The 23,814-nt window shown below is 52.6% G+C and carries 22 protein-coding genes; all 22 read left to right on the forward strand.

What is annotated here, in order from left to right; genetic code table 11:
* Positions 1-296, forward strand: a 296-nt coding sequence (locus METMA_RS25125) for a cation transporting ATPase C-terminal domain-containing protein (RefSeq protein ID WP_198014547.1), incomplete at its 5' end; no start/stop codon positions are given.
* Between the two features lie 340 nt (positions 297-636).
* Positions 637-1,995 carry a V-type ATP synthase subunit B gene (locus METMA_RS0118965; protein WP_020160687.1) on the forward strand — a complete coding sequence of 453 codons (1,359 nt, stop codon included), beginning with the start codon at positions 637-639 and terminating at the stop codon, positions 1,993-1,995.
* Positions 1,973-2,566 (forward strand): V-type ATP synthase subunit D, encoded by a 594-nt coding sequence (locus METMA_RS0118970; protein ID WP_020160688.1) that lies wholly within the window; start codon positions 1,973-1,975, stop codon positions 2,564-2,566. The genes METMA_RS0118965 and METMA_RS0118970 overlap by 23 nt, the downstream gene beginning before the upstream one ends.
* Positions 2,566-4,371: a V-type ATP synthase subunit I gene (locus METMA_RS0118975; RefSeq protein WP_020160690.1), complete on the forward strand. Its 1,806-nt coding sequence runs from the start codon at positions 2,566-2,568 to the stop codon at positions 4,369-4,371. The genes METMA_RS0118970 and METMA_RS0118975 overlap by 1 nt, the downstream gene beginning before the upstream one ends.
* Complete coding sequence (locus METMA_RS0118980) at positions 4,364-4,816, forward strand: ATP synthase subunit C (protein WP_020160691.1); 453 nt, start codon at positions 4,364-4,366, stop codon at positions 4,814-4,816. Before METMA_RS0118975 ends, METMA_RS0118980 begins: the two co-directional genes overlap by 8 nt.
* A 12-nt stretch (positions 4,817-4,828) precedes the next feature.
* Positions 4,829-5,518, forward strand: coding sequence for a hypothetical protein (locus METMA_RS0118985; protein WP_020160692.1), 690 nt, complete (start codon positions 4,829-4,831; stop codon positions 5,516-5,518).
* On the forward strand, positions 5,515-6,207 hold the full coding sequence (locus tag METMA_RS0118990) for a DUF2764 family protein (RefSeq protein WP_020160693.1): 693 nt from the start codon (positions 5,515-5,517) through the stop codon (positions 6,205-6,207). Before METMA_RS0118985 ends, METMA_RS0118990 begins: the two co-directional genes overlap by 4 nt.
* Positions 6,204-8,015 (forward strand): V-type ATP synthase subunit A, encoded by a 1,812-nt coding sequence (locus tag METMA_RS0118995; protein WP_020160694.1) that lies wholly within the window; start codon positions 6,204-6,206, stop codon positions 8,013-8,015. The genes METMA_RS0118990 and METMA_RS0118995 overlap by 4 nt, the downstream gene beginning before the upstream one ends.
* 155 nt (positions 8,016-8,170) lie before the next feature.
* Positions 8,171-8,653: a low molecular weight protein-tyrosine-phosphatase gene (locus tag METMA_RS0119000; RefSeq protein WP_020160695.1), complete on the forward strand. Its 483-nt coding sequence runs from the start codon at positions 8,171-8,173 to the stop codon at positions 8,651-8,653.
* A gap of 45 nt (positions 8,654-8,698) precedes the next feature.
* Complete coding sequence (locus METMA_RS0119005) at positions 8,699-9,418, forward strand: dienelactone hydrolase family protein (RefSeq protein ID WP_020160696.1); 720 nt, start codon at positions 8,699-8,701, stop codon at positions 9,416-9,418.
* Positions 9,419-9,590: 172 nt separating this feature from the next.
* Positions 9,591-12,191 carry a DNA gyrase subunit A gene (gene gyrA, locus METMA_RS0119010; protein ID WP_020160697.1) on the forward strand — a complete coding sequence of 867 codons (2,601 nt, stop codon included), beginning with the start codon at positions 9,591-9,593 and terminating at the stop codon, positions 12,189-12,191.
* A complete protein-coding gene (gene serC / locus METMA_RS0119015; protein WP_020160698.1) occupies positions 12,191-13,270 on the forward strand; it encodes a 3-phosphoserine/phosphohydroxythreonine transaminase in 1,080 nt (359 codons plus the stop codon). The genes gyrA and serC overlap by 1 nt, the downstream gene beginning before the upstream one ends.
* Positions 13,271-13,284: 14 nt before the next feature.
* Positions 13,285-14,370 carry a prephenate dehydratase gene (pheA, locus tag METMA_RS0119020; protein ID WP_020160699.1) on the forward strand — a complete coding sequence of 362 codons (1,086 nt, stop codon included), beginning with the start codon at positions 13,285-13,287 and terminating at the stop codon, positions 14,368-14,370.
* Positions 14,371-14,416: 46 nt separating this feature from the next.
* Positions 14,417-15,529: a histidinol-phosphate transaminase gene (hisC, locus tag METMA_RS0119025; protein ID WP_020160700.1), complete on the forward strand. Its 1,113-nt coding sequence runs from the start codon at positions 14,417-14,419 to the stop codon at positions 15,527-15,529.
* Positions 15,522-16,421, forward strand: coding sequence for a prephenate dehydrogenase (locus METMA_RS0119030; RefSeq protein ID WP_020160701.1), 900 nt, complete (start codon positions 15,522-15,524; stop codon positions 16,419-16,421). The genes hisC and METMA_RS0119030 overlap by 8 nt, the downstream gene beginning before the upstream one ends.
* Complete coding sequence (gene aroA / locus METMA_RS0119035) at positions 16,399-17,718, forward strand: 3-phosphoshikimate 1-carboxyvinyltransferase (protein WP_020160702.1); 1,320 nt, start codon at positions 16,399-16,401, stop codon at positions 17,716-17,718. The genes METMA_RS0119030 and aroA overlap by 23 nt, the downstream gene beginning before the upstream one ends.
* Positions 17,718-18,374: a (d)CMP kinase gene (gene cmk / locus METMA_RS0119040; RefSeq protein ID WP_020160703.1), complete on the forward strand. Its 657-nt coding sequence runs from the start codon at positions 17,718-17,720 to the stop codon at positions 18,372-18,374. The genes aroA and cmk overlap by 1 nt, the downstream gene beginning before the upstream one ends.
* 98 nt (positions 18,375-18,472) lie before the next feature.
* Entirely contained in the window at positions 18,473-20,134 is a 1,662-nt protein-coding gene (rpsA, locus tag METMA_RS0119045; RefSeq protein WP_020160704.1) for a 30S ribosomal protein S1, read from the forward strand.
* Positions 20,135-20,199: 65 nt separating this feature from the next.
* Positions 20,200-20,505 (forward strand): integration host factor subunit beta, encoded by a 306-nt coding sequence (locus METMA_RS0119050; protein ID WP_020160705.1) that lies wholly within the window; start codon positions 20,200-20,202, stop codon positions 20,503-20,505.
* Positions 20,506-21,017: 512 nt separating this feature from the next.
* Positions 21,018-21,251, forward strand: a complete 234-nt coding sequence (locus tag METMA_RS0119055; protein WP_027147461.1) for a FeoA family protein — start codon at positions 21,018-21,020, stop codon at positions 21,249-21,251.
* Positions 21,251-23,590, forward strand: coding sequence for a Fe(2+) transporter permease subunit FeoB (feoB, locus tag METMA_RS0119060; protein ID WP_020160707.1), 2,340 nt, complete (start codon positions 21,251-21,253; stop codon positions 23,588-23,590). The genes METMA_RS0119055 and feoB overlap by 1 nt, the downstream gene beginning before the upstream one ends.
* A complete protein-coding gene (locus METMA_RS0119065; protein WP_020160708.1) occupies positions 23,577-23,807 on the forward strand; it encodes a FeoC-like transcriptional regulator in 231 nt (76 codons plus the stop codon). Before feoB ends, METMA_RS0119065 begins: the two co-directional genes overlap by 14 nt.
* The last annotated feature ends 7 nt before the right edge of the window (positions 23,808-23,814 follow it).

A 23,814-nucleotide genomic window follows, 5' to 3' on the forward strand; every position in this document is an offset into this window, starting at 1 on the left:
TTGTGCTGTTCCAGGTGTTCAACGTATTCAATGCGCGCGCCGAAAAGATCACGGCATTCAATCGGCATTTCTTTGCCAACCGCATGCTCTGGCTGGCCATTTCCGGCGTCGTGCTGCTGCAATTACTGGTGATACACTGGCCGCCGGCGCAGGCGGTGTTTCGTACCACCGCGCTGGCGCCGACAGACTGGCTTATCGCGGCCAGCGTTGCATCGTCCGTGCTGATACTTGAGGAAGCGCGCAAATTTTTACAAGCTATCGGCGAAAGACTCATCCCCCCAAAACCGAACGCTTAGGAATGGGAATGAAATAAGACCCGCAAATGAGGCAGGATTTCTGTTCATATTCAACGACTGCAAGGATGCAGGAGGTAGAGCACCAACAGTAGGCGCTTTAGGCGACGCATGGAGCAGTTGCCGAGGCGCGCAAACAGGCGCATGGCAAGCCATGTAACTGTTTGCGCAAAGCTTCCGCTCCTGCTCACGCCCCTTGCCTACATCCCTGTAGGCAACGCCGAAGAGGGACGGAAAGACAAGTCATTTGCGGGAATTATAAAATTCACGTTCCTTAACAGTAAACCAAGCCGTTCGCGCTTGCGGTATAATCCTGTCATTGCCCTTAGCTTTGGAGTTACCCGTGATTGAACGCATGGTCAGACATCATAATATTATTGCCATTGTCGGCAATATTATTACCGTGCATGCCGCTACGGAAAAACAAGATATCAGTACACGCTTTGGCGATCTGGCCCTGATTGAGGATAATAACGGCACCCAATCCCTGGCCCAGGTCATCAAGATCGACGGCAATCGGGTATCCTTGCAGGTATTTTCAGGCACACAGGGCATTTCCACGGCGGCTTCCGTGCGTTTTCTGGGACATGCGATGCGGGTGACATATTCACCGAACATTCTGGGGCGTATTTTTACCGGCACGGGCAAACCCATGGACGGCGGCTCCCAGCTGGAGCCGGACCCTAAAGTCGGCATCGGCGGGCCTTCGGTCAATCCGATGAAGCGCGTGCTGGCTTCCAAAATGATGCGCACCAACGTGCCGATGATCGATTTATTCAATTGTCTGGTTGAAAGCCAGAAAATCCCTATTTTTTCCATCTCGGGCGAACCTTTCAACCCGTTTCTGGCGCGCATCGGCATACAGGCCGATGCCGATATCGTTGTGTTCGCGGGGTTGGGGCTGATTTTCGACGATTACCATTTTTTCAAGACCCGGTTTGAACAGGCCGGTGTTTTCGCCCGCACGGTCATGTATTGCAACATGGCTTCCGATCCTATCGTCGAGCGCCTGCTGGTGCCGGACATGGCCTTGGCCGTCGCCGAACGCTTCGCGGTGGAAGAGGGCAAACGCGTGCTGGTGCTGATGACCGATATGACCGCCTATGCCGATGCCCTGAAAGAAGTCGGCGTGTCGATGGAACATGTGCCGTCCAACCGCGGCTACACCGGCGATCTCTATTCGCAACTGGCCCGGCGTTATGAAAAAGCCTGCGATTACAAGGGCGCGGGTACGGTGACGATACTGACCGTGACAACCATGCCGGGCGACGATGTGACGCACCCGGTGCCGGACAATACCGGCTATATTACCGAGGGCCAGTTTTATCTGCACAACGCCATGCTTGATCCGTTCGGTTCGCTTTCGCGGCTGAAACAGCATGTGATCGGCAAAGTTACCCGCGAGGACCATGCTCAAATCATGAATACAATGATCCGTTTTTATTCGGCCGCCAACGAAGCCGAGCAGAAACAGGCCATGGCGTTCGATCTGTCGTCTTTTGATGAGAAGTTGCTGAAGTTCGGCAAGCTGTTCCGCGAGCGGTTCATGGATATCAATGTCTCCATGACGCTGGAAGAGGCGCTGGATCTGAGCTGGCAGACCCTGGCCGAGTGTTTTACCGAAGACCAGCTGTTGATGAAGCAGGGGTTGATCGATAAATATTTCCCGAAGGATAGGCATGGCCAGGCTGTCGCTCAGTAAAACCGCGCTGCACAAGGAAAGCGCGCAGCTCAAGCGCTATAGGCAGTACCTGCCATCGCTGGATCTAAAGCGTCGGCAGTTGCTGGCCGAACGCTACAGGGCGGCGGCAAGCCTGGCCGAAACCGAGCGGATGATACGGCAGTGCCGTGAGTTTGTGCTCCGGGAACTGCCCATGCTCGCCGAGACCCAGGTCGGTTTGCAGGGCCTGGTCACGGTCTCCTCCATCAAGGTCGGCGAGGAGAATATCGTCGGCATTCATGTGCCGGTGCTTGAGCATATCGATATCCATGTCCAACCCTATTCCACCTATGCCAAGCCGCATTGGGTGGATGCGGCGGTTATTCAGCTAAAACGCATGATGGAGCTCAAGGTCAAATATCAGATCGGCCGGCGACGTCTGGATACGCTGGACACCGCCGTTAAAAAAGTCACTCAACGCGTTAATCTGTTTGATAAGGTCTTGATTCCCAAGGCGGAGCAAAATATAAAAAGAATACGGATTTCCTTGTCCGATACGGAACGGGCCGGCGTCGTCAGAGCCAAAATCACCAAGCAAAAACGTCAGCACTAATGGCCATCGTCAAGTTAAAAAAACTGACTTTCTGCGGATTGATCAGCGAAAAATCGACTGTTCTGGAAAAGCTGCAGCAGCTGGGCGGCACTCATCTTATCCCGCTCAAGGAGGACGGTTTGACGCCGGCCGAACTTGCGCAGTCAAGACAGGCCGAAAACGCCGGCAAGGCGCTGAAGTATTTAAAGCGTTGCGCCAATAAACGCCGTCAGGTGCACAATACAAAGGATTTTGATCTGGATGGCGTGATCAATGCGGTGCTGACTATCCAAAGCGGTATGCGAACGCTGTCCGATAAGCGTGATGCGTTGCAGAAACGGATCAAGGAAATCGAACCCTGGGGCGATTTCAGGCTGCCTGAAGACGGACTGCGAGGGCTGAATCTCTGGTTTTATATCGTACCGGAGCGCCTCATGAAACAGATGTGGACCGTTGATCTGACCTGGCAGGTGGTGCACAAGGATAATTTATACAGCTATGTGGTCGTGATTGCCGGGCAGGAGCCGCCGGCCTCAAGCATGCCCGTGGCCAGAACGCATACCGGCAAGGTGCCGTTGTCCCGGTTAAAAGACGAACTCAACCAGATCGAACTGACACTCCAGGATCTGCAGGCCGAAAGAGAATCCCTGACGCGCTGGATAGCATTGCTTGAAGCCAATCTTGCCGAGACCGCGAACCGGTGCGAATTATGGCTGGCCCATTCGCTCACGCTCGATAGTGATGCTCTTTTCATGATTCAGGCCTGGGCTCCCGAGGAGCAGCTCGCCGTTTTTGAACGGTTTGCCAAGCAGCAGCGGTTGGCGTTGATGATCTCAGACCCCGAGGCGGGCGATACGCCGCCGACGCTATTGAAAAATCCCGAAGAACTGGCAAGCGGCGAGGACATCGTACATTTTTACCAAACGCCGGGCTATTTTGGCTGGGACCCGTCCGTGGCCGTGTTTTTCTCGTTCGCGCTGTTTTTTGCCATGATCCTGTCCGATGCCGGGTACGCGGCGTTGTTCATGCTGTTGCTGGCCGGCAAATGGCGGGCTTTGGGGCAGTCGAGAAAGGGCTTGCGCCTGCGCATGCTGTCTATGGTCACGCTGGCGGCATCGCTGGTCTGGGGCGTCATGATAGGCAGTTATTTCGGCTATGGCCCAGCGCCCGACAGCCCCTTGGAAACACTGAAATTACTGGACATCAATGATTTCGACGCGATGATGCGCCTGTCAATTTTTGTCGGCGTCGCCCATATCGCGCTGGCCAATGGCGTGATGGCCTATCATCTCTGGGGCAAAAAAACGGCATTTGTGCCTGTGGGATGGCTGGCCATTGTCATCGGCGGCTTTATGATCTGGCAGGTCTCTGGTCCGCACCAGCATTTAATTCAGCAACTGGGCTATGGCGCCCTGGCGGTCGGTTGTCTGTTTTTGCTGATGTTCAGTAGCGAGCGCACAGTCGTTAAGCCTCGAGACTGGTTATGGGTTATCCTGGACGGTTTTAAAAGCCTGACCGGGCTGACTGAAATATTCGGCAATGTGCTGAGCTACATGCGCCTGTTCGCCCTGGGCCTGGCGGGAGCCTCGCTGGCCTTGACGTTTAACCAGTTCGCCGAGCAGATTTATCATGCGGTACCGGGTGCGGGACTGCTGTTAAGCATTCTGGTTCTGTTGGTCGGACATGTCCTGAATCTGGCGCTGTGCGTGATGAGCGGCGTCGTACATGGTTTAAGGCTGAACTATATCGAATTTTACAAGTGGAGCGTCTCTGATGAAGGCTATCCGTTCAAGCCGTTTTCTAAAAAAGGAGTAGGTAATGACTGAATTCATCGTTATTTTTCTGGGCTGGATGGGCTTGTTTGCGCCCATGGCGCTGGGTGCGATCGGCAGTATGATCGGCTGCACGGTTGCCGGACAGGCCGCCATCGGCGCCATGCTGGATTCCGAAGGCGGCTATGGGCGTTATGTCGGGGTCTCGGCCATGCCTTCCTCTCAGGTCGTTTATGGCATTGTCATCATGTTTACACTGAACCGGACCATTACGGCCGAAATCGCCCCGAGTATTTTTGCGATTGGTATCCTGTCCGGGCTGGCATTGATGCTGAGTGCCATCTATCAGGGGCAGTGCTGCGCTTCGGCCATTCATGCGGTCAAAGCCAAGCCCGAGGTTTTCGGGTTGTCCATCGCGCCGGCTTCGATTGTTGAAGGCTTTGCCGTTTTCGCCTTTATATTCGCCCTGGTTCTGGCCGGCGGCATTCCGCAGACTTGATGGTATTGATTCATGAACAATGAAAAGTTGCCTTTCGTCTCATCGGGTGTTGAGGCGTTGATCAACCGGTTGAAAGAGCAGGGCATCGCTGCCGGCCAGGAAAAGGCCGAAAGCATCGTCACCGACGCGCAAAAAAGAGCCGAATGGATTATCGACGAGGCGGAGCTTGAGGCACAATTGATTATCAATAACGCCAGGGCCGAGGCCGAGGCCTTGAAAGCGGCCGGCGAGGATGCGTTAAAACTGGCGGCCAGGGACGTGTTCCTGCGGCTGCGGGACACGCTGTTGGGCAGCTTCAGCCGGGAAGTCACGCGTGTGGTCGGCAAGCAGATGACGCAGGAGGATTTTCTTGAAAAACTGATCCTGGCCCTGGCGGGACGCGTCCGCGATCAAACAGGCATCGATGATAACCGGCAGGTGGTTATTCAGTTGCCCGAGGATGTGATCGGCGTCGAGGAACTGCGCCGGAATCCGGAAGAGCTCAGGGAGGGTGCTTTAACGCAGTTTACGGCCTCGATAGCTGCCGAGCTTTTGCGCGGGGGCGTAAAATTCGAGGTGTCCGGTGATTTGGACGGCGGCCTGCTGATCAAGCTTGAGGATGACAATATTGTGATCGATTTCTCGGATCAGACGGTGGCGGCGTTATTGCTGGAACATGTTCAGCCGCGCTTTCGGGCCTTGTTGCAGGGTATCGTCAAGTGATCGCCGAGCGTTTTAAATACACCATGCTGCTGGCGAGTCTGCCCCCGCACGCACCGGATCTGTTATCGACCACGCAGACGCCCGTCTCGCGCATTCAGCTCGATAAGCGCCTGGCCTTGCTGGATGCCCGCGATGCCGAAGACTTACAGCGTATCGAAACGTTACTGCACTGGTCGCATGTCGGAATGGGGACCGACGAGGAGATCGTCAGAAAAAGCCATGAAATGCTGGAATTGATCAATGATGACTTTCTGAAAAATTTGATCCGCTGGCGGTTGGAATTAAGAACCTTGGTCTCGGCGCTCAGAAAAAGGCATGCCGGCATGCCGGCGCCGGAGAAAAATACCTTTGCGGGGTTTGGCAAATGGCCGTTCTTTATCGCCAGGAACTGGCATGAACCTGATTTCGGTATCGCTCATCTGTTGCCCTGGCTGCCGCAGGCGCGGGAGCTGGTGGCGCAAAATAAAAGCTATGAACTGGAAAAGCTGCTGCTGAACCTGGTCTGGCAGCACTGCGCCCGAGAAGGCAGTCAGCATTATTTCGATTTTCCGGCCGTGGTGATCTATGTCCTGCGCTGGAATGTGATCAATCGGTGGGCTAACTACAATGCCGCGAATGCCATCGAGCGCTTTGATCAATTGGTTGATGCGGAGCTCCAGGACTTTATGCTGGATTTTGGAAGAATATGAGTCGTGAAAATGTAACTACAGCCCGGATCATCGCGGTTCAGGATGATATCGTGTCTATCGAAACCGTGGAGGGCGCGGATTTTCCGCTGACAAAGAATGAGGTCATCTACATACATCCGAGCCGAAGCGAGTCCCGGCATGCCGAGCGCCTGAAAGCGGAAGTTCTGAGGATACACGGCAAAAAGGCCGATGCGCAGGTTTATGAGAGCACCGCCGGCATCGGTGTCGGTGATTTTGTCGAGCAAAGCGGCGAGATGCTGTCGGTGGAGCTGGGGCCGGGCCTGTTGGGACAGGTATATGACGGCCTGCAAAACCCCCTGGATCAGCTGGCGGCGGAATTCGGCTATTTCCTGCCGCGGGGCGTCGATCTGCCGGCCCTCGATGTCAATGCTAAATGGGCTTTTACGCCGACCGTTCAGGTCGGTGCGATGCTGCCTGCCAGCGCGGTGATCGGCACGGTGCCGGAGCGCGGTTTTATCCATAAAATCATGGTGCCGTTTGACGTGGCGGGGCTGGTTAAAGTCATCTGGATACAGGAAGGTGCGGTCACGGTCAACGATGCTGTCGCGGTTATACAGCTGGCAAACGGCAAGGAGCGCGCTATCACCCTGAAGCAGCGCTGGCCGGTGCGCAGGCCCATACCCCAGAAATTGATAAAAAGCAGCGTGGTAACGCAGCAATATCCGGTTGAACCGCTGATCACGCATCTGCGTCTGATCGATACTTTTTTTCCGATTGCCAAAGGCGGCACCGGTTGTATTCCGGGGCCTTTCGGCGCCGGCAAGACAGTGCTCCAGAATCTGATCTCGCGGAATTCAGAAGTCGATATCGTCATCATCGTGGCCTGCGGCGAGAGGGCGGGCGAAATCGTCGAAACGATCACCGAGTTTCCGCAGTTGTCCGATCCCAGAGGCGGCGGCTCATTGATGGATCGGACCGTGATTGTCTGCAACACCTCGTCCATGCCGGTCGCGGCGCGCGAGGCCTCCATTTATACCGGCATCACGCTGGGCGAGTATTACCGGCAGATGGGGTTGAATGTCTTGCTGCTGGCCGATTCGACATCCCGCTGGGCGCAAGCCATGCGCGAAACCTCGGGGCGGCTGGAAGAAATTCCGGGCGAGGAAGCGTTTCCGGCTTATCTGGATTCGGCCATCAAGAATATTTATGAACGGGCCGGCGTCATTCTGAACCAGGACGGTTCGACCGGCAGTTTGACCATGATCGGCACGGTATCGCCGGCCGGCGGCAACTTTGAGGAGCCGGTGACGCAGTCCACGCTGGGCACGGTCAAAACCTTTCTGGGGCTCAGCGCCGACAGGGCCTATAAACGCTTTTATCCGGCCGTCGATCCGTTATTGTCCTGGTCGCGCTATCCGGACCAGCTAAAGCCCTGGTATGAAGAGCACATGGGCGAGAGATGGACGGAGAGTGTGTTGGCCATGCTGGCCTTGCTGAAGCGGGGCGACAATGTCTATCAGATGATACAGGTCGCCGGCGAGGAGGGCATCACGCTGGACGATTTCGTGCTCTACCAGGAGGCTCAATTCCTGGATATGGTGTATCTGCAGCAGGATGCGTTCGACGAAGTCGATGTGGCCGTGCCGATCAAGCGGCAGCGGGATAATTTTCGAAAAATCATCGATCTGGTCAGCGCGGATTACCGGTTTGCCAGCCAGGATGATGCGCGCGATTACTTTACGCGCCTGACCGGGTTATTCAAGAACCTGAATTACGCGCGCCCGGAATCGCCGGAATATGCCGAGCTGTCGGCGAAAATCGACCGGCTTTATCAATCCGCTATTTAAAAAAAGACTGCGCATTGTCTGTTCATCGATGATGTTCATTTAGCCGGCGACGCCGGGAGTGAATAGGCGAATTTCTGATTTTCGCCAGTCTTGGTCATATCTTCCCCGGATGCCGCATAATATAATGGAGCAATTTTTTTAAATTTGGTAACACTATGAAAAAAATCAAAGTTCTTTTTGTCTGCATGGGCAATATTTGTCGGTCGCCGACGGCGGAAGGCGTTTTCGTGAAACTGTTGAAAGAGCGCAATCTGGATCAGCGTTTTCTGGTCGATTCGGCCGGCACGCATGCTTATCATATCGACGAAGCGCCCGACCTGCGCGCGCAAAAAGCGGCTCGCGATCGCGGAGTGGAGTTAGCCCATATTCGGGGCAGGAAAGTCATTATGGGCGATTTCGAGGATTTCGATTTCCTGCTGGCTATGGATAACGATAATTATTCGATATTGCTCAATGCCTGCCCCGAGCCTTATAAAGACAAAATCAAATATTTTCTCGACTATGCGCCTCATCTGGGGACCCGTGAAGTACCGGATCCCTACTACGGCGGCGATTACGGTTTTGAACGGGTGCTGGACATGGTGGAGGAAGCGTCGGAAGGCTTTCTGAAGAGCCTGCGGAGCGCTGGCCACCTGTAGTTTCAGGCACCGATTTTCATAAACATTGATTAGGATGACAGCATAATGGCAATCATATCGAATACCATAGGTTACATGGATGGCGATGTTCAACTGGAGGCATTTTTTGCGTTTGACGACGCCTTGTCAGGCCGTCGCCCGGCGGTTTTAATCAATCACGCCTGGGGCGGCCGGGATGAGTTTGTCGCCGAAAAGGCGCGCAAACTTGCCGAACTGGGTTATGTCGGCTTCGCCCTGGATATGTACGGCAAGGGGGTTCTGGGTTCGGGCCCCGAGGAAAACGCCAGGCTGATGCAGCCTTTCATGGCCGATCGAGCTCTGTTGCAAAAACGCATACAGGCGGCGCTGTATGCCGTCAAGCAGTTGCCCTGGGTCGATGACAGCAAGATTGCCGCGATCGGCTTTTGCTTCGGTGGCTTGTGCGTGCTGGATCTGGCCAGAACCGGTGCCGATATCAAGGGGGTGGTCAGTTTTCACGGCTTGCTGGGCGCGCCGGACAATACCCGAGGCACTGCCATCAAGGCGAAAGTGCTGGCGCTGCACGGTCATGACGACCCCATGGTGTCGCCCGAGCAAGTGCTGGCGTTTGAACAGGAAATGACCGAGGCCGGCGCGGACTGGCAGGTGCATGCCTATGGTCACACGATGCATGCGTTTACCAATCCGGTCGCCAACGACCCGGCATTTGGCACGGTTTATCAGGCCGATGCGGATCGCCGTTCCTGGCAGGCGATGCAAAATTTTCTGGCGGAGTTGTTCCTTTAACTAAAAGCTGTAACACTTCGACTCTACAATGACAATTTGTTATAATCCACCGGTTATTTAATCCCGTGCAACCGCATGGGCTAAAAGGAATTTTTGAACGCTTTGCGGTTGCTTTATGAAGGAAAATCATGCCGGCACGCTATGTGCGGCATTAACGTGTATAAACGGATCAATGTCAGACTTCGCTAAAGAAATTATCCCGGTCAATCTCGAAGACGAGATGAAACAGTCTTACCTCGATTACGCCATGAGCGTGATTATAGGTCGAGCCCTTCCAGATGTCAGAGACGGCCTTAAACCGGTTCATCGTCGCGTTTTGTATGCGATGAGTGAATTGGGCAATGATTGGAACAAACCTTATAAAAAATCAGCGCGTGTAGTCGGTGATGTTATCGGTAAATATCACCCGCATGGCGATACGGCGGTTTATGACACCATCGTTCGCATGGCGCAGCCTTTTTCCTTGCGTTATATGCTGATCGACGGCCAGGGCAATTTCGGTTCCGTCGATGGCGATTCGCCCGCCGCGATGCGTTACACCGAGGTACGCATGGCGAGAATCGCCCATGAACTGCTGGCCGATCTGGACAAGGAAACGGTCGATTTCGCGCCCAACTACGACGAGTCGGAATCCGAACCCACCGTCCTGCCGACGCGCATTCCGGCCTTGCTGGTCAACGGTTCGTCCGGTATCGCCGTCGGTATGGCGACAAACATTCCGCCGCATAATCTGTCCGAGGTCATCAGTGCCTGTCTGGCCTTGATCGATCAGCCTGAAACCACGATTCAGGAATTGATGAAATATGTTCCGGGGCCTGATTTCCCCACCGCCGGCATCATAAACGGCGCTTCCGGTATTTATAATGCCTATACGACCGGGCGCGGCAAGATCTATCTGCGCGCGCGTTGTCATTTCGAGGATATTGGCGACAGCAGTCGTCAGGCGATCATCGTGACCGAATTGCCCTATCAGGTCAACAAGGCGCGTTTGCTGGAAAAAATCGCCGAGCTGGTGAAAGACGGCAAACTCGAAGGCATCTCCGGCCTGCGCGATGAGTCCGACAAGGACGGCATGCGCATGGTTATCGAACTGCGCCGCGGCGAAGTGCCGGAAGTGGTCCTGAACAATCTCTATAAGCAGACACAGTTCCAGACCGTTTTCGGCATCAATATGGTCGCGTTGCTGAACGGTCGCCCGCATTGTCTGAATCTGAAAGAGGTCCTCAACGCTTTTATCGATCACCGGCGCGAAATCGTCACGCGCAGAACGCTTTACAATTTGCGTAAAGCACGCGAGCGGGCGCATATTTTGGAAGGCCTGGCCGTCGCTCTGGCCAATATCGACGAGATGATCGACCTGATTAAAGCGGCCAGCAATCCGTCTGAAGCCAAGGTAGGGCTGCTGGCCAGAACCTGGCATGCGGGTCTGGTTTCATCGCTGCTGGAGCGAGCCGATGCCGACCGTTCACGGCCCGAGGATCTCGCGCCCGAATTCGGCCTGGCCAATGGCCTTTATCGCCTTTCCGAAGCACAGGCCCAGGCTATTCTCGACTTGCGTCTGCATCGCTTGACGGGACTTGAGCAGGACAAGATAGTCAATGAATACAAGCAACTGCTGGAGCAGATCGATGAATACCTGGCTATCCTCGGCAGCGATGTGCGGTTGATGGAAGTCATCAGGGAGGAACTGGTCGCCATCAAGGAGCAATACGCGGACGAACGGCGCACTGAAATCATTCAAACGCATCTGGATCTGTCCGATGAGGATCTGATTACCGAGGAGGACATGGTAGTCACCATGTCGCATGAGGGTTACGTCAAGGCTCAGCCGTTGAGCGATTACAAGGCGCAGCGGCGGGGCGGCCGGGGCAAGTCGGCAACGGCGACCAAGGAAACCGATTTTATCGACAAGCTGATCGTTGCCAATACGCACGATACGATTTTATGCTTCTCGTCGCTGGGCAAGGTTTACTGGCTTAAAGTCTATCAATTGCCGATGGCCAGCCGCGCCTCGCGCGGCAAGCCGTTTGTGAATATGTTGCCGCTGGAGCAGGGCGAAAGTATTAATGCTATATTGCCGATCCGGGAATTTTCCGATAATAAGTTCATTTTTATGGCGACGGCCAGCGGTACGGTCAAAAAGACGCCGTTACTGGAGTTCGAGCGCCAGCGCGCCAACGGCAAGATCGCGATCGATTTGAAGGAAAATGATACCCTGGTCGGCGTGGATGTGACCGACGGTCAGCGGAACGTGCTGTTGTTCAGCAGTGATGGCAAGGCCGTCTGTTTCAATGAATCCGATGTGCGTTCCATGGGCAGGACCGCGTCCGGCGTGCGCGGCATTCGTCTGCAGGAAGGGCAGAAAGTGATTTCCCTGATTATCGCGGCGGAAGGCATGGTGCTGAACATTACCGAGAACGGTTACGGCAAGCGCACCCGACTGGAAGAATTCACCTGCCACAGGCGCGGCGGCCAGGGGCTGATCGCCATCCAAACGTCGAAGCGTAACGGCGCGGTGGTCGGGGCCGTGCTGGTCAATGATCATGATGAAATTATGCTGATTACCAATGCCGGTACACTGGTGCGCACGCGCGTCGACGGTATCTCGGTAATCGGCAGAAATACCCAGGGTGTCACGGTTATTCGTCTGGATAAAAAAGAAAAAGTCGTCGGGGTCGATCGTATCGAAGGGCTGGCCGGCGAGGACGACGAAGACGTGGCGGAATTGGAATCGGGAGCGCCTAATGAAGTTGAATCCGAAGAGGAATCCTAATGTCCAGAATTTATAATTTCAGTGCGGGTCCATCGGCACTTCCCGAGCCGGTATTGCGTCAGGCTCAGGAAGAATTGATGGAATGGCGCGATAGCGGCATGTCCGTCATGGAGATGAGTCATCGCGGCCGGTTTTTTTCCCTTATCGCAGAGGAGCTTGAAAACGATCTCAGAACCTTGTTGGCTATCCCGGACAATTACAAGGTCTTGTTCATGCAGGGCGGCGCCACGGCCCAGTTTTCGTTTATCCCGCAGAATATCTTGAATGGCAGAACCAGGGCCTGTTATGTCAATACCGGCGCCTGGTCGGAAAAAGCCATACAGGATGCGAAAAACTATTGCGAGGTCATCGTCAGCGCGAGTTCGGAGGCATCGAAATTCACTAACATTCCCGATCCTTCAGACTGGGCGCTGGACGAACAGGCGGCTTATCTGCACTATACGGCCAACGAAACCATCCATGGCGTGGAATTCTCCGACATTCCCGACAGCGGCGGTTTGCCGTTGGTGTCGGATATGTCGTCCAATATCCTGTCGCGTAAATTCGATCTGAGCCGATTCGGTCTGGTTTATGCCGGTACCCAGAAAAACATGGGGCCTGCCGGCGTCACGGTTGTGATCGTCAGGGACGACCTGATAGGCAAGGCCGGCAAGCAAACGCCGCCGGTCTTCAATTATGCCGATCAGGCTAAAAATCATTCCATGCTGAATACGCCGGCGACCTATAACTGGTATCTGGTCGGGCTGGTGCTGAAATGGTTGCTGAAACAGGGCGGCGTCGACGCCATCGAGCAGCGTAACATGGCCAAGGCCGAGTTGTTGTATCAGACTATCGACCAATCTTCTCTGTACCGGAATCCGGTGGACTCTTCCTGTCGATCAAGAATGAATGTGCCGTTTATTCTGGCCGACCAGAATCTGGATAAGCCTTTTCTTGCGGCGGCTGAAGCGAACGGCTTATTTGAACTGAAAGGGCATCGTTCGGTCGGCGGCATGCGTGCCAGTATTTACAATGCCATGCCCGAGGAAGGCGTACGGGCGCTATGTGATTTTATGGCAGAATTTGAAAGAACCCATTAACGAGAGCCGCTCCAATGACCTCAGTCACTCCACTTTCTGAATTAAGAGACAAGATTGATGCGATCGATCAGCAGATTCTGCAATTGATCAATCAGCGTGCGTCCTGTGCGATGGAAGTCGCTAAAACCAAAATTGCGCAAGGCGAGAACGGCAGTTTTTATCGGCCTGACCGCGAATCCCTGGTCTTAAGGCGCATCAAGGATTTAAATCAGGGGCCGTTGCCCGATGATACCGCTGTGCGTTTCTTCAGAGAACTGATGTCGGCGTGCCTGGCGCTGGAAAAGCCGCTGGATGTGGCTTTTTTGGGTCCCGAAGGCACGTTTACCCAGCAGGCGGCCTTTAAGCATTTCGGTCATGCCATTAAAACCGTGCCTTCCACCACGATTAACGAGATTTTTAATTCGGTCGAGAGCGGTAATTGCCAGTTCGGTTTGGTGCCGGTGGAAAACTCAACGGAAGGCGTGATCAGCCATACCCTGGACCGGTTTCTTTCATCACCGTTGAAAATCTGCGGTGAGGTTGAGATCAGGGTGCATCATAACCTGATGGGGAATGTCGAAAGCCTGGCTGATATCACCGAGATTTTTTCTCATCAGCAATCGCTGGCCCAATGCCGTCAGTGGCTGGACCGCCACTTGCCGCAGGCCCAGCGCATTGCCGTCACCAGCAATGCCGAGGCGGCAAGGCTGGTGTCGAACAAGATACAGGCGGCCGCGATTGCCGGTCAGGTGGCTGCCGAGCTGTATGGTCTCAATATCCTGGAAAAGAATATTGAAGATGAGCCCAACAATACGACGCGCTTTATTATTATAGGGCAGCAAACATCGGCCCCGACGGGCAACGATAAAACCTCGCTGGTCGTTTCCACGGGCAATCAGCCCGGTGCATTGCACAAGATCCTGGAGCCTTTTGCGAGATTCGGCATCGGCATGGTTCATATCGAGTCCCGGCCTTCGCGCCAGGGATTGTGGGATTATGTCTTTTTTATCGATATTGAAGGGCATTGTGAGGATGACGATGTGGCTCAGGCTCTGGCACTATTGAAAGGCAATGTGCATATGCTCAATATCCTGGGTTCCTATCCTAAAGCCGTCCTTTAAATTTTTATCCTTATGGCATGGCACCACGTGCCTTTAAACATAACAAATGACTAATATCAATACTATTTGCGATCTTGCCGTGCCGGGTGTGCAACAACTTGTTCCTTACGTTCCCGGTAAACCGATTGAAGAGCTGGAACGGGAGCTGGGGCTGACCCGGATTATCAAGCTGGCTTCCAATGAAAACCCGTTGGGGCCCGGAAAAAAAGCGCTGGTCGCCATTCAGGCTACTTTGTCGCAATTGGCGCTGTACCCGGACGGTAACGGCTTTAATTTGAAACAGGCGCTGGCTCGTAAGTACGGGGTCGAGACCGGCCAGATTACGCTGGGCAATGGTTCCAATGAGATTCTGGAGCTGGTTGCGCGCGCTTTTCTGACGACGGAACATGAAGTGGTGTTTTCCCAGCATGCCTTCGCGGTCTATCCGATCGTGACGCAGGCGGTCGGTGCCAAGGCCGTGGTTGTGCCTGCCGTGAATTACGGTCATGACCTGGACGCGATGCTGCAAGCCGTTAATGAAAAAACACGGCTTGTCTTTGTCGCCAATCCCAATAATCCGACCGGGACATGGGTCGATCAATCCAGTCTGGAGTGTTTTATCAAGGCATTGCCTGAAACCTGTCTGTGCGTGCTCGATGAAGCGTATTATGAATTTGTCGATAGCACGGATCCCGTTGATTCGATAGGCTGGCTGAAAAAATACCCCAATCTGTTGATTACCCGCACTTTTTCCAAAGCTTATGGGCTGGCCGGATTGCGCGTCGGTTACGGTCTGTCGAGCCCGGAACTTGCCGATATATTGAATAGGGTGCGGCAACCCTTCAATAACAACATGCTGGCCTTGGCGGCCGCGGAAGCGGCTTTATCCGATGCTGAACATCTAGAACGGACGATTACTGGCAATGCACGAGGCATGCAGCAGTTGACGGACGGCTTCAGAAAACTCGGTCTGGAGTGGATTCCTTCGCATGGCAACTTCGTTTCGGTCGATTTGAAACAGCCCGGATTGCCAGTTTATGAGGCCTTGCTGAGAAAAGGCGTCATCGTCAGGCCCGTGGCCAATTATGAAATGCCTAGCCATTTGCGTGTCAGCATAGGCACGGAAGAGGAAAACCGGATTTTTCTTAATGCCTTGAGCGATATCTTGAGCGATGTTTGACCAGCTTTGTATTATCGGTGTCGGGCTGATCGGTGGCTCCATAGCGCGGGCCGCAAGGCTGCATGGGTTGAGCCGGCACATTGTCGGCTATGGCCGCGAGCAGGATTCGAATAATCTGCGGACGGCGAAACGACTGCAAGTCATCGATGATTACTATCTGGACATCGAGTCGGCGCTGAAAGACACCGATTGCGTCGTGATCGCCACGCCGGTTGGTTCGATGGCCGGTATATTAGCTTTGCTGAAGCCTTTCTGGACGGAAAAAGCCATTTATACCGATGTGGGCAGTACGAAAGGCAGCGTCATTGCCGCGGCACGGCAGGTATTTGGCAATGTACCGGATAATCTGGTGCCGGCGCATCCAATTGCCGGGGCGGAACAAAGCGGCGTGGAAGCCGCCGTGGACGATCTGTTTCTGAACAAGCGCCTGATTATCACACCGGTTGAAAATACCCGGCTGGACGCGTTGCAGAAAATCCAGCATTTCTGGGAAGGCCTGGGCTCTGCCGTATCCATCATGGAGGTTAACCGGCATGATGCGGTTTTGGCGGCCACCAGTCATTTACCCCATGTTCTGGCGTACTCGTTGGTGGACATGCTTGGGCGCAAGGATGAACAAAGCGAGATTTTCAAATATGCCGCCGGCGGCTTCAGGGATTTTACGCGTATTGCGTCCAGTGATCCGACTATGTGGCTGGACATTTGCACGGCTAATAAAAATCAAATCATCCCGTTAATTCAACAATTGAAGAATGAGCTGGATAAAATAGAACAAATGCTGGCAAACGATGACAGTCGGCAGCTTTTTGAAACTTTTACGTATGCCCGAAATGCGCGGCAACGCTTTCTTGATCAGTTTGAAGGTAACAATGTCGAAAACAATAACATTTAAGGTTCAGCCGGGTGGCCGATTACAGGGCGAAGCACGCGTGCCGGGCGACAAATCCATATCGCATCGCTCGATTATGCTAGGGGCGTTGGCAGAGGGCGTAACGCACGTCAAGGGCTTTCTCGAAGCGGAAGATGCCTTGGCAACGCTGCAGGCTTTTCGCGACATGGGCGTACAGATTGAGGGGCCGGTCAACGGCGAGCTGACGATTCACGGCGTCGGCAAACACGGCCTGAAAGCACCCGCAAAAGAACTTTACTTAGGCAACTCGGGCACATCCATGCGTCTGCTGAGCGGTCTGCTGGCAGGGCAGGCGTTCAATTCGATCCTGACGGGCGATAAATCGTTGTCAGGCAGACCCATGAAAAGAGTCACCGAGCCGTTAGCATCAATGGGTGCTGATATAAAAACGACGGAGAAAGGCACGGCGCCTTTGCATATTACCGGAAAGGCGGGGCAATTGACCGGTATCGATTACGTCATGCCGATGGCCAGCGCCCAGGTCAAATCGTGCCTGCTGCTGGCCGGCATGTATGCGCAGGGTGAAACCACTGTAACCGAGCCCGCTCCGACGCGCGATCATACCGAGCGCATGCTGACCGGCTTTTCTTACCCGGTAAGAAAGCAGGGCAGCAAGGTCAGTATTAATGCCGAAGGGTGTTTGAAAGGGACTGATATCGATGTGCCCAGCGATATTTCATCGGCGGCGTTTTTCCTGGTCGGCGCATCCATTGCGCCGGGTTCCGATTTATTGTTAAAACATGTCGGCATAAATCCAACGCGTACCGGCGTGATCGATATCCTGAGATTGATGGGCGCCCGGATCGATGTGCTCAATGAACGCGTGGTCGGTGGCGAGCCGGTGGCCGATCTGCATGTGGTTTACAGTCCGTTAAAAGGCATCGATATACCGGAAGAGCTGGTGCCGTTGGCCATCGACGAATTTCCGGTGCTGTTTGTGGCAGCCGCCTGCGCGGAAGGTCAAACACGCTTGACAGGCGCGGAGGAACTTCGGGTCAAGGAATCGGACCGGATTCAGGTGATGGCTGATGGCTTACAAATTTTAGGCGTCGATGCGCAGCCGACGGCGGACGGCATGATCATTCAGGGTGGACAGATAGGCGGCGGCGAAGTCATCTCTCATGGCGACCACCGCATCGCGATGTCGTTTTCAATTGCCGGGTTGCGTGCTGATGCCCCCATTACCATTCATGATTGCGAGAATGTGAATACGTCTTTTCCGGAATTCAAGGATCTGGTCAAGCATCTGGGGCTCGATCTGGTTTGCGGAGAGAGGTAATGGCTATACCGGTTTTAACGATTGATGGGCCTAGCGGGGCGGGCAAAGGCACGGTCAGTCGGGCCGTGGCAAAAAAAATGGGCTGGAACTATCTCGATAGCGGTTCTATCTATCGTTCATTGGCCATTGCCGTATTAAAACAGCATGTCGAACTGACTAATGAGCCTGAAATTGTAAAAATAGCGCAATCAATGGCGTTAGAGTTTGAGTGTGATGATGAGCTGGTCGTCAAGCTCAATGGCGAGGATATTACCCCTCAACTGGGCCTTGAAAGTACGGGCAATGCGGCTTCAATGATTGCCGCATTGCCGGAAGTGCGGCGCGTGCTGTTGGAAAAACAAAGGGATTTCAGGAGGATGCCGGGGCTGGTCGCTGATGGCCGCGATATGGGAACGGTAGTTTTCCCTGATGCCGAAATAAAGGTGTTTTTAACCGCGAGCGCCGCCGAAAGAGCGCAAAGACGATATAAACAGTTGATGGAAAAAGGGATTGATGCTAACCTTTCTCGCTTAACGAGTGAGATAGAAGAGCGGGATCGTCGTGATATGGAGCGAAAAACGGCTCCATTGGCCATGGCCAGCGATGCGCTCTATATTGATTCCTCCGATATGACGATTGATTCGGTCATTGACGAGATACTAAATTTGATCCATTAAGGATCTTTTTTTACAGCTGCATGCATTAGATGTGGTATTTTTTAACTTTGACAACGAGAAGGCTTGTTTGAATTTTGACAGGCTTGGGAAAATTGAAAATGAGCGAAAGCTTTGCGGAATTATTTGAAGAAAGTCTAACCAAGACAGAAATGCGCCCGGGCGCCATGTTAATGGGTACAGTAGTCGATATCGAAAACGATATGATCATTGTCAGTACTCATTCCAAATCGGAAGGTGTCATTCCAAAATGGCAGTTTTTGAACAATGATGGCGAACTGGAAGTTAAAGTCGGCGACGAAATTGAAGTTGCCCTTGATTTATTTGAAGATGGTTTAGGCGCTACACTTCTTTCCCGAGATAAAGCAAAGAAAAACAAAGCCTGGTCTGAACTGGAAGAGGCGTTTGAAAAAGAAGCCACGATTACCGGCCGTATTACCGGTAAGGTACGCGGTGGTTTCACTGTTGCCGTTGGCGCATTGCGTGCGTTCCTGCCGGGTTCACTGGTTGACGTGCGTCCAATCAGAGATACGACTTTCCTGGAAAACCGGGATCTGGAATTCAAGGTTATCAAAATCGACCAGAAACGTAATAACGTCGTTCTGTCACGTCGTGCGGTTGTAGAAAAAGAATACAGCGCTGAAAGAGAAGAATTGCTGAAAACCCTCGAAGAAGGCGCAATCGTTACCGGTGTGGTTAAAAACCTCACTGATTACGGCGCATTTATCGACCTGGGCGGTATTGACGGCCTGTTACACATTACCGATATGGCATGGCGTCGTGTGCGTCATCCTTCCGAGTGTGTCGAAATCGGTCAGGAAATCCAGGTTAAGGTGCTGAAATACGACAAGGACAAGAATCGTGTTTCATTAGGCATGAAGCAAATGGGTGAAGATCCGTGGCAAAACATCAACCGTCGTTACCCGGCCGGTACGCGCGTATTCGGTAAAGTGAACAACCTGACCGATTACGGCTGCTTCGTTGAAATCGAAGAAGGCGTGGAAGGTCTGGTTCACGTGTCTGAAATGGATTGGACCAACAAAAACGTTAACCCATCCAAGATCGTACAGTTGGGCGACGAAGTTGAAGTCATGGTACTGGAAATCGACGAAGAACGTCGTCGTATCTCTTTGGGCATGAAACAATGCAAAACCAACCCATGGGATGAATTTGCCGCGACTCATAACAAAGGCGACAAGATTACAGGCAAAATCAAATCGATTACCGATTTCGGTATCTTCATCGGTCTGGAAGGCGGCATTGACGGTCTGGTGCATATGTCCGATATCTCCTGGGCTGATGACGGCGAAGCCGCGGTTCGTGAATTCAAAAAAGGCGATGAGCTGGAAACCGTCATTTTAGCGGTTGATTCCGAGCGCGAGCGTATTTCCTTGGGCATCAAGCAACTGGAACAGGATCCGTTCCAAAACTTCCTGGCTACTCATGAGAAAGGCAGCCTGGTAACCGGCACTATCAAAGAAGTCGATGCCAAAGGCGCCGTCGTTACATTGGCTGATCATGTCGAAGGCTATATACGCGCTTCCGAGATTCAACGTGACCGCGTTGAAGATGCACGCACCTTGTTGAAAGAAGGCGATACAGTGGAAGCCAAGTTCATCGGTGTGGATAAGAAAAGCAAAACCATTTCCTTATCTATTAAAGCCAAAGATCAGGAAGAAGAGTCTCACGCTATTAAAGATTACACCCAGCAACAAGCTAGTACACCTACCTTGGGTGATATCTTTAAACAAATGGAAAAATAAAAACCATACGGGGTATGCATGACATGCATACCCCTCTGATTTTATTCATTTGCACGGGATAGAATGTGACAAAATCCGAATTGATTGAAGCGCTTGCCAGACAACAACCACATCTTGCACAAAAAGACGTGGAACTGGCTGTAAAGTGCATCATTGAGAAAATGAATCAAGCATTATCTTCCGGCGAACGCATTGAGATTAGAGGCTTTGGCAGCTTTTCTCTGCATGAACGTCCGCCACGCATGGGGCGTAACCCCAAGACCGGCGATTCTGTGGCATTGGCAAAAAAATATGTACCCCATTTCAAGCCGGGCAAAGAGCTTCGCGATAGAGTCGATGAATCGCGCGGAAAATGCAAAATAATTGATTGAATAATCATCAACGCAAGAACCACAGTCCTATGAATTTGTAATGAAGCATGAGTGATCATTATTTTTTAGGTGCTTGGTCATTGCGTTGATCCCTTTTTTGCCTGATTCTCATTTACTTCAAACTAATCTAAATTTCACATCCTTTCTCTGGGTCTTTACAATTGATATTTGCGGTAGAGGTGCCGATAATTCTTCTTCCGGTTTTTTACCTCGTAAACGCAAAATTGAATCCCCCTCAAGCATAGTATCAATTAAGCTTCCAAAACCGCTAAAACAGAAACATGAGCATCTCTCTGCGGTTTCAGCATCAGTCCTCACTATTTTCTTGTTTTTTATTATCTGGCCGGTCGTTCGCTCAAGTTCGTGGAAAATGATCAAAATCAGACCAATGGGATACGAGTTTTTGAGTGTGGCAGATTATTGTGATATAGTCATTCTTAATGAGAACGATTATTGATTAGAGTCCGTTCCATCCGTATATTTCACCAACTCTTAATACCCAAGGCTAAATTATGTGGTTACGATTAAAAAATCTTGCTGTAGGTGACTCAGGGAAAATAGTCGGCTTTGATGCATCAGGTAAAGCTTATCGTAAACGATTGCTGGCTATGGGTTTGACGCCGGGTACTGCTTTTAGTATTACTCGTTTTGCCCCTATGGGCGATCCGGTTGAAATCAAACTGCGCGGATTCTCATTGACGCTTCGCAAAGATGAAGCTGCAATCCTGCTGATAGAGAAAAATTGATGAAAGCCGATTTCACGGTAGGCGTGGTAGGCAATCCCAATTGCGGCAAAACCACACTTTTTAATGCGCTTACCGGCGCCAGGCAGCATGTCGGCAACTGGCCGGGCGTTACAGTCGAGAAAAAGACCGGTGAATATACCTTTGATAATAAAATTATCGAACTGGTTGATTTACCGGGGACCTATTCTCTGGAAGCAGCAGACGATCAAGTGTCTTTGGATGAGAAAGTTGCGCGCGATTATGTGGCCTCCAAGGAAGCTGATTTAATCATCAATATCATTGATGCCTCAAGCATAGAAAGAAATCTTTATTTAACATCGCAGCTGATCGAGATGCGAGTGCCGATGATTTTGGTGCTCAATATGATGGATGTCGTCAAGCAGCGGGGCATTAAAATTGATGTTGATTTTCTTGCCGAACAACTGGGCTGTCCTGTCATTCCAATCAGCGCCTCAACAAAAGGCGGCATTAAGTCTTTAAAAGCGGCTATCAACAATTCCGCAGCGTCAAAGCCGGTACCCACGTTAAAAATTACCTATCCAGTCGCTTTGGAGCAGGCGATAGATGATCTGTCATTATTGTTGAACGATACAGCGAAAAAGCACCAGTGTGATCGGCGCTGGCTGGCCGTTCGGTTATTGGAAGGGGATACGCTGGCCAAACAATTGGCGGGAAACGAGGTGAGTTCCACTGTTTCAACCTTGCAGCAGCGGGTAGAGGATGAGACCGATGACGAAATCGACATTCTCGCCGCCGATGCCCGCTATGGATTTGTTAACCGGTTGACACAGGGCGCGGTTTGCAAACTGCATGAAATCAGCCGGCATACGACCGATAAAATCGATCATATCGTGTTGAACAGATTTTTAGGCATTCCGGTTTTTTTGCTGGTCATGTATGCGATGTTCATGTTTACGATCAATATCGGCAGTGCCTTTATTGATTTTTTTGACCAGGCCGTGGGTGCTTTGCTGGTCGACGGCTTAAGTCATGTGTTGACAGGGCTAAACTGGCCTGATTGGCTGATTGTCATGCTGGCGAACGGTGTCGGAGGCGGCATTCAGGTCGTCGCTACTTTTATTCCTATCGTCGGCTTTCTGTTCATGTTTCTGTCGGCCCTGGAAGATTCGGGCTACATGGCCAGGGCGGCTTTTGTCATGGACCGGTTCATGCGCATGATCGGGTTGCCGGGCAAATCCTTCGTCCCGATGATTGTCGGTTTCGGTTGTAATGTGCCGGCCATCATGGCGACGCGCACGTTGGAAAATCAGCGCGACAGAATTCTGACTAATATGATGAATCCGTTCATGTCCTGCGGCGCCAGGCTGCCCGTTTACGCCTTGTTTGCCGCGGCTTTCTTTCCGGTCGGCGGCCAGAACCTGGTTTTCGGCTTGTATCTGCTGGGCATCATCGTGGCCGTGCTGACCGGTCTGATCATGCGCCATACGCTGTTCAAAGGCGAGTCGGCGCCCTTTATCATGGAATTGCCGACTTACCATATGCCGACTCTGAGCGGAGTTTTTATCCGAACCTGGGACCGGCTAAAATCGTTCTTATTCAATGCCGGCAAGGTTATCGTGCCGATGGTGTTGGTGCTGAATTTCCTGAATGCCTGGGGCACGGATGGCAGTTTTGGTCAGGAAAACAGCAATAAATCGGTGTTGAGCGAAATCGGGCGAAGCCTGACGCCCGCTTTTAAGCCGATGGGCATCGATAATGACAACTGGCCGGCGACAGTCGGTATTTTTACCGGTGTATTGGCCAAAGAGGCCGTGGTCGGGACTCTCGACGCGTTATACAGCCAATTGGGCGAGACAGAATCGGCCGCTTTCGATACGGAAGCATTTGACCTGAAAGAGGCCTTGATCAAAGCCTGTCTGACTGTGCCTGAAAACCTGCGGGCAGTGGCCGATAATCTGCTGGACCCGCTGGGATTAAATATCGGTCCGGTCAACGACCTCGATTCCGCCGCCAACGAGCAGGAAGTCAATACCGGCACTTTTGCAGCCATGCAAAACAGTTTTGACGGCCAAGTCGGTGCCTTTGCCTATTTATTGTTTATTTTGTTATATGCGCCCTGCGTGGCAGCGACGGCCGCCATCTACCGGGAAACGAATCTGGGCTGGACCCTGTTTGTCGTATTCTGGACCACGGGCATGGCTTATATGACGGCCACCGTTTTTTATCAGGCCATGACTTACCGTCTGCATCCTGAATATTCCTTGGGTTGGATGACAGGGTTGATACTGGCCTTTCTGGCTGTGCTGCTCGGCCTGTGGTTGGTCGGTAAAAACAGCGGCACAAAAATAACGGGGGAGCCTTATAGTGATACTGTCTGATTTGAGAAGCTATTTACAGCAACAGCACCGGGTAGCCCTGATCGATCTGGTCAACCATTTCGGTACGGATGCCGACGCGTTGCGCGGTATGCTGAGTAAATGGATCAGCAAGGGCAAAGTACGAAAAATGCCGCTGGAATCGTCCTGCGGCACCAGTTGCTGCAAATGCGACCCGGCTCTGACGGAGCTTTATGAGTGGATTGATGAAAAAAACTAATCCTCAC

This window comes from Methylobacter marinus A45 (genome assembly GCF_000383855.1).
Classification (GTDB): Bacteria; Pseudomonadota; Gammaproteobacteria; order Methylococcales; family Methylomonadaceae; genus Methylobacter; species Methylobacter marinus.